At 65.3% G+C, this 13941-nt stretch carries 10 protein-coding genes, 1 pseudogene and 1 other annotated feature; of the genes and pseudogenes, 6 read left to right on the forward strand and 5 right to left on the reverse strand.

The genetic code is table 11. The features are described from left to right. Together JHN45_RS43375 and JHN45_RS43380 are read left to right on the forward strand one after the other, a co-directional pair. Positions 1-1343, forward strand: a 1343-nt coding sequence (locus JHN45_RS43375; protein WP_236584744.1) for a transcriptional regulator, incomplete at its 5' end; no start/stop codon positions are given. Positions 1344-1416: 73 nt separating this feature from the next. Beyond that, entirely contained in the window at positions 1417-2589 is a 1173-nt protein-coding gene (locus JHN45_RS43380) for a serine hydrolase domain-containing protein (protein WP_201054838.1), read from the forward strand. A gap of 776 nt (positions 2590-3365) precedes the next feature. On the opposite strand, the gene JHN45_RS43385 is transcribed toward JHN45_RS43380, so the two are convergent. Then, positions 3366-3971: a ribonuclease D gene (locus JHN45_RS43385; RefSeq protein ID WP_201054839.1), complete on the reverse strand. Its 606-nt coding sequence runs from the start codon at positions 3969-3971 to the stop codon at positions 3366-3368. Between the two features lie 28 nt (positions 3972-3999). Next, positions 4000-4782: a hypothetical protein gene (locus JHN45_RS43390; RefSeq protein WP_201054840.1), complete on the reverse strand. Its 783-nt coding sequence runs from the start codon at positions 4780-4782 to the stop codon at positions 4000-4002. A gap of 199 nt (positions 4783-4981) precedes the next feature. On the opposite strand from JHN45_RS43390, the pseudogene JHN45_RS43395 reads away from it, so the two are divergent. From JHN45_RS43395 to JHN45_RS43410, 4 genes and pseudogenes are all read left to right on the forward strand, one after another. Beyond that, positions 4982-6225, forward strand: a pseudogene (locus JHN45_RS43395) (IS3 family transposase). Then, positions 5263-5391, forward strand: a sequence feature (AL1L pseudoknot). Its footprint overlaps the pseudogene before it by 129 nt. Before the next feature lie 97 nt (positions 6226-6322). Beyond that, positions 6323-6646, forward strand: a complete 324-nt coding sequence (locus JHN45_RS43400; protein WP_201054841.1) for a YaaC family protein — start codon at positions 6323-6325, stop codon at positions 6644-6646. A 326-nt stretch (positions 6647-6972) separates the two neighbouring features. After that, positions 6973-8253 carry a hypothetical protein gene (locus tag JHN45_RS43405; protein ID WP_201054842.1) on the forward strand — a complete coding sequence of 427 codons (1281 nt, stop codon included), beginning with the start codon at positions 6973-6975 and terminating at the stop codon, positions 8251-8253. 116 nt (positions 8254-8369) lie between these two features. Then, the gene (locus tag JHN45_RS43410) at positions 8370-9632 is read left to right on the forward strand and encodes a DUF4041 domain-containing protein (protein ID WP_201054843.1); all 1263 of its coding nucleotides are present in this window, start codon (positions 8370-8372) and stop codon (positions 9630-9632) included. Positions 9633-9779: 147 nt separating this feature from the next. On the opposite strand, the gene JHN45_RS43415 is transcribed toward JHN45_RS43410, so the two are convergent. The 3 genes from JHN45_RS43415 to JHN45_RS43425 all read right to left on the reverse strand — a co-directional run bounded on the left by JHN45_RS43415 (position 9780) and on the right by JHN45_RS43425 (position 13916). Continuing rightward, a complete protein-coding gene (locus JHN45_RS43415) occupies positions 9780-11708 on the reverse strand; it encodes an ATP-dependent endonuclease (RefSeq protein WP_236584746.1) in 1929 nt (642 codons plus the stop codon). An 804-nt stretch (positions 11709-12512) separates the two neighbouring features. After that, on the reverse strand, positions 12513-12908 hold the full coding sequence (locus tag JHN45_RS43420; protein ID WP_201054845.1) for an MmcQ/YjbR family DNA-binding protein: 396 nt from the start codon (positions 12906-12908) through the stop codon (positions 12513-12515). A gap of 87 nt (positions 12909-12995) precedes the next feature. Then, a complete protein-coding gene (locus JHN45_RS43425) occupies positions 12996-13916 on the reverse strand; it encodes an SDR family oxidoreductase (RefSeq protein WP_201054846.1) in 921 nt (306 codons plus the stop codon). Positions 13917-13941 lie beyond the last annotated feature (25 nt).

Genomic DNA, 13941 nt, shown 5'->3' on the forward strand with positions numbered 1-13941 from the left:
ACCCGAAAAGGTCAGTAGCAGTCCACCCGCTGAGCTTCCTCCGCCACATGCGCGGATGGGGCAAGGCCGAGTTCGCCCGCCTCATGCAAGCGCACGGCAGGTCACTCGGAATCCCGCTGGCGACCAACCGGACGACCGTATGGAAGTGGGAGCAGGGGCAGGAGCCGGACGCGGACGCCCAGCGCGTGCTCGCCGATTTGCTGTGCGTCCCGTACGAGCAGGTCCGGGAGGAAGAATGGCCCCGGTGGCTCCCGGTCTGGGAGATCGCGGAGCTCACCACACCGTGGACCGAGGCCGGTACCGTTGAAGCCCTGTCCGAACTCGTGGGGAGTGGCCGCATGGACCGCCGGGGCTTTCTCACCATCACCGGCGCCGCCCTGACGGGCCTCGCAGCGAGCTGGGCGGACGCGCCCTCCGCCTTCGCCTCAGCGCTCAACGGCGACCAGGTCACGGACACGATGGTCTCGACGATCGAGCAGCGCATCAGCACACTCCGCACGCTCGACGACCAACTCGGAGGCGCCCGGCTCCTGGAGCAGGCACGCGGTGACCTCGCCTTGGTGACCGGTCTCCTCGGCGCCGGACGGTACACGGACAGGATTCGCGTCCGCCTCTACTCGCTGGCGGCCCGGGTGTCGCACCTGACCGGCTGGATGGCCTACGACGCTGGCCTCCGGTCCGCCGGCCAGCACTACTACGTCGGGGCTCTGCGCAGCGCTCGAACTTCCGGAGACGATGCCTTCGGCGCCTTCATTCTCGCGGAGATGGGCGTCCAGGTCTCCGAGGCTGGACGAACCGCCGAGCGGGTCGAACTCATCTCGACCGCCATCGACAACGCGCCTCAAGCTCTGTCGCCGTACACCCATTCCTTCCTCTACCTGCACAAGGCCGAGGCACTGTCACGCGACGGCGACCACCGGAACGCTGGAACGGCGCTCAACCAAGCCGTGTCCCTCTGGGAGCACGGCTCGGCAGAGGAGAACCCGGACTGGCTCAACTGGTTCGGCGAGGCGCAGTTGAAGTCGACCGAAGGCAAGGTCCTGTTGCGTTCCGGGCAGGTGGAGCGCGCGACGAGTGCCCTGGAGACCTCCGTGGAGAGCGCGGCTCCCCGGGACAAGGCCGTACGGTCCAGCCGCCTGGCAGAGGCACGGCTCGCCGGCGGCGACCTGGAAGGGGCTCTGGACGCCGCGAACTACGGCGCCGGGCTCCTGGAGAGCAGTGTCAGCTCCGTACGAGCTCTGGACCGCTTGAAGGAGTTCAACGCTCGACTCGAACCGCGCAAGTCCGTCTCCGCCGTACGCGAGTTCCGCGAGCGGCTTCAGGCGCTTCCCATCGCGGCCTGACAGTCGCCGTCTCGCACTTCGAGGGCCAACCCGCCCCGCCGGAGCAGCCGATCCAAATGCCAGGATGGACGGCATGACGACGATCGACGGCGAGGTCGAGGCTGGATTCGAACCGGTGCGTGAGGTGTTCGAGGCGAACTTCTCCCAGCACGGGGACATCGGCGCGGCGGTGTGCGTGTACCAGCACGGCCGACCGGTGGTGGACCTGTGGGGTGGCATCGCCGATCCGGAAACCGGTCGTCCGTGGACACGAGACACGCTGCAACTGGTCTACTCGGCCACCAAGGGTGCGACCGCGACAGCGGCGCACATGCTGGCCCAACGCGGCGAGTTGGACCTGGACGCGCCGGTGGCGAAGTACTGGCCGGAGTTCGCCGCGAACGGCAAGGCGGACATCCCGGTGCGCTGGCTCCTGTCCCACCAGGCCGGGTTGATCGCGCTGGACCAACCGGTCCCGCTAGACGAGGCGTTGGCCTGGCACCCGATGGCGGCCGCACTGGCCGCGCAGCGTCCCCAGTGGACGCCGGGCACGGCGCACGGGTACCACGGTCGGACCTGGGGCTGGCTCGTCGGCGAGGTGATCCGCCGAGTGTCCGGCCTTACGCCGGGCCGCTTCTTCGCCGACGAGATCGCCGCCCCCCTAGGACTGGACTTCTTCATCGGACTGCCGGCGCGTGAACGCGACCGGGTCAGCCGCATGGTGTACCAGCGACCGGCCGTCGACCTCACCACCGTGCCCGTCGAGTCGGTTCCCGAAGAACTCCGCGAACAGGTTGCCGCCTGGAGGGATCCGGACTCATTCAGCAACAGGGCGTACGCGGTCACCGACCCCACCGAGATCGACTTCGACTCGCCCGTGGTGCAGGCCGCGGAACTCCCGGCCTCCAACGGCATCGGCACCGCACACGGGCTGGCGCGCATGTACGCCGCGCTGATCGGCGAGGTGGACGGCGTGCGCCTGCTCACCCCGGAAACCCTGGAGGCGGCGACCAGGGAACAGGCCGGCGGGAAGGACCAAGTGATGCTGATCCCGAGCCGATTCAGCTCCGGATACATGCTGCCCACCGAGACCAACCCCATGACCGGCCCGAACGCCTTCGGCCACACGGGGCGAGGGGGCTCCCTCGGCTTCGCCGACCTGGAGCACGGCATTGCCTTCGGTTACGTGATGAACAACATCATCGGAGGGGCTAACGACACGCGTGCGGCTTCGCTGGTCGACGCGGTGCGAAGGTCGCTGCCGTAGGTGTTGTTTTCTGGGAAACCAGCTCTGCACTACCAGGAAGGATCCACACTCCTCCGGCGGCCGTGTCCGGCACCCGAGCCGACGGCCATGACGAGTCCGGAATCCCATCCTTCACCGTCCGTCCAACGTCGGGCGCACCCCGGTGTAGCAATCGTCGGTGATCGAAGAGTGGATCAGGCATCGCCCCGGTCGAGGTAGTGGCGGTGGGCAGCATCGCTGACACATCGGCGCTTCACGGTCGATCCGCACACAAGCGAGCTACGAGGAACTCCACGAAACCAGGGCGCGGCTGTCCCCACATCGCTCAACCAGGGCGAGCAGACGGCCTTCTGCCAGGCGGCCGTTGGAGCGGCGGAAGCCGTGATCCGCAGAAGTGCACCCACTCGCCTCATAGATCAGCTGAAGTGGGTTCTTGATCGGCTCGCCTCGCATCACGATCAGCCGCTGCTCGGATCGTCGCCAGCACACCCCATGACGCCAGTGCTCACGCTACGAAGGGCTCCCGGGGCGTCGAATGAATTGACCTTGGATACGGCTGCCATGCGCAGCAGCGCACGTGGCTCGTATGCCGATGCGACGTACTTCGACGTTGAAATACTCCTGCCAGACGGACGCGTTCTAGCGGCTTCACTTGAAGACGTCCCGAACGGGTAATTCACCTTCTCTATCGACGCCCTGCCAAGCTGGATCAGGAAGTGACACCTCACTATGGGAGGTGGTCAGCGGAATCTGGACACCGATTGATTCCCCACCGCATGGAATCCGCAGCACAGCTACTAGTAGCTGAACGGATCGGCGCAGCCATGAAGACGCAAGCGAACATGGGTGGACAAGAACTCCCTGCACTCGCGGTACAGTTCCGCTAGGCCCTTCTCCTCCAACTTTCCGTTGAGGAGGTCATAGAGATCTAGGAGGCGAATTACGTCTCCGACCGCATACTGAATTTGCTCCTCACTTAGCGACTCCGCCAGCCAATCAGTGAATCGGACCTTCTTGTCCAAGGCAAGTCCAAAATGCCACGCCATCAAATATTTTAGCGAATACCTCTCTGCTGCTTGTCCAGGACTGAGAATCTTGGCCGCGATCTTAGTGCAGGCCACGTTACTCGGTTCGGCGCCCCACGCATGCGCCATGAATGAGAGATCGAACGGAGCATGATGGAACACCTTTGTCACCCGCGCATCCGAAAGGAGGCGCGCAAGTAGAGGCGGAATCCTGCCAGCCACTCCGGTGACGATGAACGTTCCGACCTGAGGAGAATGGAGTTGGCATGTTCCGATCATTGCTCGAGTTGGCTCCAGGCCGTTCGTCTCAATGTCCCATGCCACACGTCCACTTTCTGTCAGACGGTGGTAAACATCGAGGGTCAGGTCGTGCGCCATCACGTGAACGGGGCCCGTAGCGGGGACGTCACGGGTAGAGTTTGGTACTGACACTGAGCACGCCCTCCAAATCATCCTTGAAGAATTCATAAAGAGATCCGCCCTGACGACAAGTGAGTGCCGGGACGGAACCACTACGACTGTCTTTGTGATGGTAGAGGGTGACAATGAATTGTTTGTCTACGCGATAAGAAGTGAAAGCCCTGAAGACGGGCGTTGTGTAAATCTCCACTCGGCCGCTGCGATTGTTCCCATCAAGCTGCTTATACCCATCAATCGCCTCATTAAGCTTGCTACGGACATCAGCCTGCGTCATGTTGAAGCGGGTGGCGAGTAGCTTGACGCAAGCGTTGTCATTGGGGTCGGGGAGGCAGACCCTGATCTTTGCGTCGCTCTGAGATGCGAGTTGCTGAAGGCGCACTTGGTGCGTGTTCCGCCAGGTCGTGGCCCACGCAGCAAAGACGTCAAGTTGCTTCGCCGAGCCCAACGAGGTGTCCCAGTCAGCAACCTTGGTGTAGTCAGTGCTGATGGACTCAAGGCCCGACACATAGATGTCGTGCTTAAGCTTGACTACTTCCAGCATCTCTTCAAAGAATGAGCGTCGGCCGACCAGGTCCCAGATCGTCGCGAGGGCGACCGAAGCAATCAACAGGCCCCCAATCTGGTTGGCGAGGGTTCCCAGCGACTCATGCTTCTCGAACCATGCAACGCCCGAGACCCACAGGAGTGCCCCACCCACAAGTACGGTCACGCCGGCCACGAGCCAGTACTTCAGGTTCGTAACCAGGCGGTACACGTTGGGAGTCGCCATCCATCGCCCTCTCTCATCTCAACAGACGCTATCTGCTACCACTGACAACGAGGACAAGCCGCTTGCCCCCTTGGTGCGGAGCAGACTGTATCGGCGTGTGGCAGAGCGGCTTACGCGGTTGCGCCGATCCATGGCCCATGCCAGAGACCTGAACCGCTCCGGGCCTGATGGAGGCTCGATTCCCTGAGGGGATCGAGTCATGGCACGTCCGTCCCCCTACCCGCCCGAGCTTCGTGAGCGCGCGGTGCGCATGGTCGCGGAGATCCGTCCCAACTACCCAACCGAGTGGGCCGCGATGAAGGCGGTCGCAGCCAAGCTGGGAATCGGTGCGGCTGAGACGGTGCGGACCTGGGTCCGCAAGGCCGAAGTCGACGGTGGCCAGCGGCCCGGTGTCACCTCCGAGGAGGCCGCGGAAATCAAGCGGCTGCGGGCCGAGAACGCCGAATCGCGGCGGGCCAACGAGATCTTGAAGGCGGCGTCGGCTTTCTTCGCGGCCGAGCTCGACCGGCCGTCGAAACGCTCGTAGCGTTCATCGACGCACACCGCGAGGTGTTCGGAGTCGAGCCGATCTGCCGTGTTCTGACCAGCCACGGCCTGAAGATCGCAACGAGCACCTACTACGCGGCGAAGAACCGCGCCCCCAGCGCCCGGTCTGTGCGCGACGCGGAGCTGAAGACGCAGATCAGCCGAGTTCACGCGGACAACTTCGGCGTCTACGGGGTGCGGAAGGTCTAGCGGCAGTTGCACCGTGAAGGCATACCGGCAGCCCGCTGCACGGTGGCCCGGCTGATGCGCGACCTTGGCCTCCAGGGCGCGCGGCGCGGGAAGAAGATCCGCACCACCATCCGGGATGACGGCGACGAGAGGGCCTGTGACCTGCTCAGGCGCGACTTCACGGCATCCCGTCCGAACCAGCGGTGGGTGGCCGACTTCACCTACGTGGCCACCTGGTCCGGGATCGTCTACGTCGCGTGCGTCGTGGACGTGTACTCGCGGACGATCGTCGGCTGGTCCGCGGCCACCAGCAAGCGGGCCAAGCTCGTGCTCGATGCCCTTGATACGGCGTTGTGGCGTCGGAGCCGTGCCGGAAATCCCGCTGGTCCAGGGCTGGTTCATCATTCGGATGCGGGCAGCCAGTACACGTCTTTCGCGTTCACCGCCCACCTACTCGAGGCCGGCATCGATGCTTCAATCGGCACCGTCGGCGATGCCCTGGACAACGCCCTCATGGAGTCCCAGATCGGCCTCTACAAAACGGAGTTGATCAAACCGCGAAAGCCCTGGCACGGCCTTGCCGACGTCGAACTCGCCACCGCGGAATGGGTGGACTGGTTCAACAACCAGCGCCTCCACTCCGCGATCGGAGACGTCCCGCCCCACGAGCACGAGACCAACTACTACGCTCAACACCAGCCCCAACCGGCGGCTGGAGTCAACGCATAGAGCCTCCACCGATCCCGGAGCGGTTCAGGACTCCTTCAGCGAGATCCACTCTCGGCGCTTCTCCGTCGAGCTCTGCTGGCCGGCGACCAAACGGGACATGGAGAAAGCAGACATCGCCGGATTCTTCGACAGCAGGGCTCCCGCCTACCGCTTCAACGACGACCGCTTCCTTCGACCGTCGTTCGAGCCCGCCAAGGCACCCCCGACGCCTCTCATGTCCTGGTGGCTGATCCTGTGCAGCTTCTCGATGCTGGCCCGCTACCAGCCCCGCAAGTGGTCCGAGGCCCTGGACGTCGACAAGTCCCCCAGCGCCGCAGCTCTGGAGTACGCCCTGGACATCGCTCTCGAAGTCATCCCCCACCTGGCACTTGAAGGACTGGATCAAGAACCTCTGCTGCTCGCCAAGCCGATGGCCTTCTAAGGCCGCGAGGGCACATTCAGGTCACATGAGACCGTCATTCACTTCGTCGTATACCCGGGGGACGACCGGACCGGGGCGCCCCCTGGCACTCGTGCTCGTACGCCGAGCGCAAACGGTTCTTCGCGGCAGGCACCGCGTCGGCGGCGGGTAACACCGGGCGCAGGGCCGGAGCCACGGCACCGACCTCGTTCGCCTGGTCACCCGTGCAGGACCGGCGAGAACCTCCGCCCGTAATCCAGGGTTCACCTCGCCAGTGGCAACGATCATGGATACGGTTAACGTCCTACGATCAGATCCTCGGGTGCCGATTCCTGTGGGGGGATGTTATGGGGAAGCGTCGCGGCTTTTTTGCGGAGCTGAACTACCAGGCACAGCAAGCGGAGAAGCATCGGCGTCAGCAAGGGGCCGCTGGCCATCGTGCTCATCTTGCGGCGCAGCGCCAAGCAGAGCGAGCCACGAAGGCGTACGAGCGCGCGCAATTGGCGGCGGCGCGATCCTCCGCCGCGGAGAGGAAAGCCGCGGAGCGTGAGGCCGCGCGGCTCCACGTGGAGTCCAGGCTCGCTGAGGTCGAGTCGATGAACGCCAGCCTGGCCGGCGATCTCGACGACATCGACGGTCTGCTCACGTGGACCCTGGACATGGACGACTATGTCGATCTCGATTCCCTGAAGATCTCGGCGGTCGAGCATCCTCCGTTCACTCCCGGTCGCATGGCCGTCCCGGCGCCCAGTGTTCCGGAGCCGGCCTACGAGCCCGAGCCCGTGTACGAGGAGCCGGCCGCACCCGGCGGCCTTTCCGCCATGCTCGGCGGCAAGAAGCGGCACCAACAGGCTGTCGAGGGGGCTCGGACCGCCTTTGCGGACGCGCATCGCCACTGGGAGCGCGCCAAGGAAGCCGCTCACAGCAGCTACGTCAAGAAGGCAGCCCAGCGCGAAAAGTCGGAAGCCAAGCGCGTGGCGGAACTGTCGGCCGCTGAGGAGAAGTACAGGCAGGAATGTGAGAAGCGCGAGGCTGACGCATCAGCTCACAATGCGGAGGTCGCCAAGCTCATCAACGACCTTGCCTTCGATGTCGAGTCCGCCATCCAGGAGTACGTCGGCATCGTCCTGTCCAACTCGGTCTACCCCGAGGTCTTCCCGGTCGAGCACGACCATGTATTCAATCTCGCGTCCCGCGAACTCTCGCTCAAGGTCACCGTTCCGGAGCCTTCATCCGTACCCGCGGTGAAGGCGTACCGGTACGTGAAGGCGAAGGATGAGATCGCTTCGACGAACCTGCCCGTTCGCGAAAAGAAGGAGCGGTACGCGAACGCGGTCTGGCAGGTCGCGGTTCGCAGTCTGCACGAAGTCTTCGAGGCCGACCGCGCCGGGAAAGTGCACTCGATCGCGCTGGCGGTCGGCGTCGACACGGTCGACCCCGCCACCGGCCGCCCGGCCACCGTTCCTCTGGTCATCGTGGCCGCGGACCGCGAGACCTTCAACAGCTTCGATCTGGCCAAAGTGATCCCCCAGGCCACCTTGCAGCACCTCGGTGCCGCGATCTCGAAGTCGCCATTCGACCTGGTCCCGGCGGACACGAGCCGCGGCGTCCGAGTTCGGGGAGAGTGATCATGCGGTTCAACCCACCCCCAGGGTGGCCCACACCGCCCGAAGGCTGGACGCCCCCGCCAGGATGGAACCCTGATCCGGCCTGGCCGGCCCCACCACCTGGCTGGCACCTCTTCGTGCCCGACGACGAGTCCGAACCCGACGCCGACGCCGACAAGTCCGTGACCAGACAGACCACCGGGATCCCTTCCACGGACCCGGTGCAGCAGTCACCGGGAACGCGGCAGGACCCCGCCTCAGCCGTTTCACCGACTCCGCCACCGCACCGAGGAGTCGACCCCGCGCCACTGCTGGCCCGCATCGCCGACCTCGAAGCGGCGCTCGCCACCGCACAAGGTGGCGCCGACCTGATCGATCTCAGCGATCAGCGTGCCCTGCAGGATGTCGGCATCTATCGCTACCACCATCCCTTGGAGAACGCGGCGGCCTACAAGGACCGATTGCGCAGTCTCGAAGACAAGATCGGCGAAACCGTCAAGAGCAGTCGCGCGATCCTCGCAGCTGACATGTTCACATTCGACGGTTCTCTGGCCCGCGGACGGAAGCTGGTCGGCGATCTCTCCAAGCTGATGCTGCGGGCCTACAACGCGGAGGCCGACAACTGCGTTCGCTCGCTGCGGTCGGGGAACGTGCGCACTGCGCTGAAACGGCTGGAGTCGGCGGTCACCGCGATCGAGAGGCTCGGGGCGATCATGGAGATGCGAATCAACCCCGAGTATCACGCGCTGCGTGTAACCGAGATCGAGCTGACCGCCGACTTCCAGATAAAAATGCAGGAAGAGCGCGAACACGCCCGCCACGAGCGCCAGCTTCTCCGCGAACAGCGCCAGGCCGAGAAGGAGTTGGCCGCCGAGAAGGAACGGCTTGAGAAGGAACGAGCGCACTACATCAGCGCCCTGGCATCGCTCCGCGCCAAGGGCGACGACGCAGCCGTCACGGAACTCTCCAGCCGCCTCGCCGACATCGAGAAGGCCATCGCAGCCAACGACTACCGCATCGCGAACATCCGTGCCGGTTACGTGTACGTCATCTCCAACATCGGTGCGTTCGGTCCGAACATCGTCAAGATCGGCATGACCCGCCGCCTCGATCCGATGGACCGTGTCCGGGAACTCGGCGACGCTTCCGTGCCGTTCCGGTACGACGTCCACGCCTTGTTCTTCTCCGAGGACGCCGTGACTCTGGAGTCGCAACTCCACAAGGCGTTCGCCAGCCGACGCGTCAACTTCGTCAATCAGCGGCGTGAATTCTTCTTCGCCACACCGTCCGAAGTCCGGACGCTCCTGGCGGACAAAGTGGGCGGCCTACTCGAATTCACGGAGGAACCCACGGCACCTGAGTATTTCCAGAGTCGCAACCGCTGGCCGCAGAAGAGCTAACGCGGGTCCCGCGGAACAGCCCATGTCCGCATGGTTCGTTAACCTTTTGGAAGGGCTCTGCGGCCGTGTCGTCGAGGACTCCGTCGACACGACCGCAGAGATTCAACGGGCTGTCGAACTGCGAGCCCGCGTGAGGGAACCATCTGGCTACCGTCGCCCGGTCAGCGACCGGACGTTCTCCAGCAAGGCGTGCAGCAGGAACGGTGGCTCCGTAGCGGCCGTTCGGGTCGTCTCCAGATAGGTCGCCGCGTTCTTCCCGTCGATGCCCTCGCAGGCACGAACGAGTTCCTGCCTGCGCTCCTCCCAAGCCGGCCAGTGCTGGTCGAGGTGGGTCTCCAGGGTGTCCTCGAACACGGTGTAGCGGCCGGTCGAGTCGTCGGCGGGCTGGGGATTGGGCATCGCACCCAGGTACCGGAGAAGATTCGCGTTCTTGGTCTGGTTGTTCCGTGCCTGGCACTCGAACTCCTGCTCCTTGTCCTGCCGTTGCTGGGGGATGAGGTGTTGCACCGACGCCCGCTTGCGCTCCTCCATGCCGGCGTCACCGTCGAACACGACGTAGCAGGGCACGCCCAGGGCGCTGAAGAGTGCGTCAGAGATCATGAGGTTGTCCTTGCCGTGGACCTCGATGACGCTGATGCCCTCCGCGCCCAGGTTGATCCCTGACCGGTCCGCGCAACCGGTGATCACTCCTTCGTCCCCGCGCCCCTCGACAAGCACCACGGCATGGGCGAAGAAGCCCTCCGCCAGCGAGCCGCTCAGCGTGCCCTCGGTCCTGCTCTTGATCACCTTCTTGTCGACGAGACCGTCCAAGGCCCCGCACAGGTCCTCCTCCGTGGCCTGCCACACTTCGGTGACGGGATGCTCCTCACCGGCAGCACGGCACAGGCGCCGAATCTGGTGGTAGCCCTTCGGATCGATGAAGACCGGGTTGTGGGTGGCGTACATGACCTGAGTACGCCCCTGCGACGAGGTGGCGACCAGCTCGCGGAGCACCTTCGCGAAAGTCCGCGCCTGAGGAGGGTGCTGGAAAAGCTCGGGCTCCTCGATCGCCAGGCACAGCGTCCGCATGCCGTCGGCCGAACGCCTGCGATCGGCGAGGTACTTCAGCGCGGCGATGATCAGGGCACGCTGGAAACCGTGACCTTGCCGGTGCACCGAGGTATGAGCAGCGCCGTCCCGAATGCTCACCTGGAAAGTTGTGCGGGCGGGCCTCGGAGCCTGCACCGTCGGGGTCACGACCACCTCGCGTCCGGTGGTGAACTTGGCGACCTCCGCCGAGAGCGCGGCCGACACCTCGTCCAGCACCGGGCCGTACACCTTGCTGTGCACTTCCTGCCGCGCCAGATGAGCGTTCTCCTCGATCTCACCGAGTTGCTCGTTCGCCTGTGAGCGGTCCACGGCGTGGTCGAGGATGCGGCCGAGCGCAGTCGCCTTCTGATCGTCGGCCTCCTCGTACGCCCGCAGGTCGGCGGAGACGAACACAAAGTCAATCAGCTGGGCGAGGCGGCTCTGCCCCGCGAAGCCGAAGAAGTGCGTGTCCTCGACCTCGGCCTCGGTGAGACGGTCGCGATTGGCCAGCTCCCACGTGCGCATCGCCTCCAGGACCTTGTCCTTGGTGCCGGCGGCCGACAACCCCAGGCTCGTGTCGCTCTCCCTCAACTGGTCGTAGGCACGCCGTAGTTCCATGGCCTTCTCGTTCTTGCGCACCTCCTCGAACGGCCCGTATGCGAGAGCCTTGCCCGTGATCTTGTCCTCACCGTTCTGCCAGGTCCGCCAGATACTCACGCTCGCAGCGCCGTCGGGCGCATACCGCCCAAGAGTCTGGCGATCGTGCTCGGTGAGTCCGTCGAACTCCACCTCCACGGAGATACGGCCGTCCTCGGCCGCCGAGTGGATGTCGTCGTCGCTGAGGGCGACGCCCTTCTCGCCGTTGAAGAACCAGTCGAGCGCACGCAGCACGGTGGACTTGCCGACCCCCGTCGGCCCGATGAAGGAGGTGATGTCTTCGAAGGTCACGTCCACCTTGTGCAGACAGCAGAAGTTCTCGATGCGAACGCGCTTGATCTTCACGGTCATCCTGGCGTTTGGGGCGGGCGGGGCATTTGACTCCCCGTGTGACGTTTGTGGACGCTAGCAGCGCCCCTGACGCCCAATCAGCCGAATTACCGAGATGAGTGATTCCTCGGATTCGGACGCCGCCATCCATACGCGTTCGCAATGACCTCGGGCGGCCGACCTACGCCCCGACGGACCTCGGACAGGAAGAGGGCCACATCAGCGCGACATCCGCCCGTCGCGGAGCGTCGTGCCCACAGCATGCCCTTAAGGGCGGATAACTACGGTCAACAGCGGCGCCACCAGACCCTCGCGACCACCACGCCGCGATACATCTGTGCAGCTCAGAAGGCATGGAGCTATGTAAGCGCCGTCGCTTCCCAAGCTGAGAGTGCGAGTTCGATTCTCGTCACCCGCTCCAGAATTCGCCCCCAGGTCAGTGGCCTGGGGGTTGTTTGTTGTCTAGACCAATTCGGGGGTGGCGTGCCCTCCGCGTGCCCTAAGTGCAGGTGGGGCACCCTATCCGCGACCCTCAGGCGCCATGCGAAGTCACATACGCAAAGCTGGAGTTGGGTCACGGTCAACGCGGAAGTGCTGAGCCGAGCGGCTCCGCGTCAGGCAGGGAACCGTCCAGTGCCCGCGTGTGCTCGGGCTCGCACCTGACCGTGATGATCTGTTCGTCCGGGTCGTCGGTGACGACCCGGAACACCTTGTCCGCGACCTTGTACGCGTCGAGTCCCGGGGTGAAGGGGTAGCCGTGGCTGACGTCGGGGAGAGTGAGGGCCGCCTTGCGGGCGGTGATCTGAAGGCGGTTCCGGGCCGCGCTCAGCGGCCTGCCCGGGTGCCGGTGCCGTAGGTGTGCGGGTCGACGGGCTGCTCGGCTTTGGGCAGGTGGGAGACGACGAGCAGGTAGGAGTCGGTGACGAGTTCCGTGACGAGCTCCTCGTCGACGCCTTCTCCGCCCTCCAGGGTGATCCAGTGTTTCTTGTTCATGTGGTAGCCGGGGGTGATGTGGGTGTTGTGTTCCCGGAGGGCTTGGGCCTCGCCCGGGTCCGCCTTGAGGATCACGACGGGGCGCCCGGGGACCTCGGTCATCAGCATGAACACCTTGCCGCGCACCTTGAAGACCTCCCAGTCCGGGCCGAAGGGATGCTCCAGCTGGGTTCCGGGAAGTTCCTGCGCGCACTCGGCGGCGAACGTCTGCAGGGTCGGTCCGTTCATGGGTGTTTCCTTTCGCGGGTCCAGGAGGGGCAGGCCCGAGGCGTCCTGGTCAGGCCGCCGGGCGGCGACGGGCGGGACGCGGGCCTGTCACCGGTGCTGTGCGGTGCGCTGCTCGTCGGTGAACTGGGCGAGGGCGTCCTCGGCCGTGGGGACGGGGCCGAACAGCTGCTCCTGGCGGCGGGGGTCGGCGACGTAGCGTCCGGTGTCGAACCAGCCGAACATCGCGGCCATGTCCTTGACCACCGGATTGAATCGGCCGACGACGGCTCCTGCGGCGCGGACGACGACGGAGGGGACGGCCCACACCTTGATCTTCTTTCCGGCCCGGTGGCCCATCCGGTCGGCCACCTCTCGCATGCTGACCGGACGGTCCCAGCCGATGTCGATCCGCTCACCGGCCTCCGCCTCGGCGTCGACCGCGGCCGCCAGGTAGGCCGCGAGGTCGGAGGTGCGGACGAAGGTCAGCGGGACGGTGGCCTTGGACATCCAGATCAGGCGGCCCTTGTCGAGCGGGTTGCCCGCCATGGTCGCGACCTGGTCGAGGAAGGCCCCCGGGCGCAAGGCGACGAACGGAACGCCGAGCTGTTCGAGTTTGTCCTCGGCGAGCTTCTTGTGCCAGAAGTGCGGGACATCCGGGGTCTGGTCGCTGGTGAGGATGCTGGTCAGGACGAACCGCCGGATGCCGGTGCGGTGGGCGGCCTCGGCGAGGTTGGCGTTGCCGAGGGTGTCGATGTCGTGGGCGTTCTTGCCGCCGCGGGTGTAGCCGGCGGCGGTGGTGATGACGGCGTCGGCGCCGGTCATGGCGTCCACGAGCGAGTCGACGTCGAGCATGTCGCCGCGGACGATCTGAACGCCCCGGCTTTCGAGCCGGCCGGCGTCGGTGGCCGGTCTCACCAGGGCGCGGACGTTCTTGCCGCGTTTGAGTAGTTCGTCGACGACCTTGCTCCCCAGGGAGCCGGTCGCCCCGACGACGAGGACCGGGAGGGCGGTTGAGTCGGTGGCAGGCATGGGAGGTCCTACCTTTCTTGATGTG

It is taken from the genome of Streptomyces sp. MBT53 (assembly GCF_016654115.1).
Taxonomy (GTDB): Bacteria; Actinomycetota; Actinomycetes; order Streptomycetales; family Streptomycetaceae; genus Streptomyces.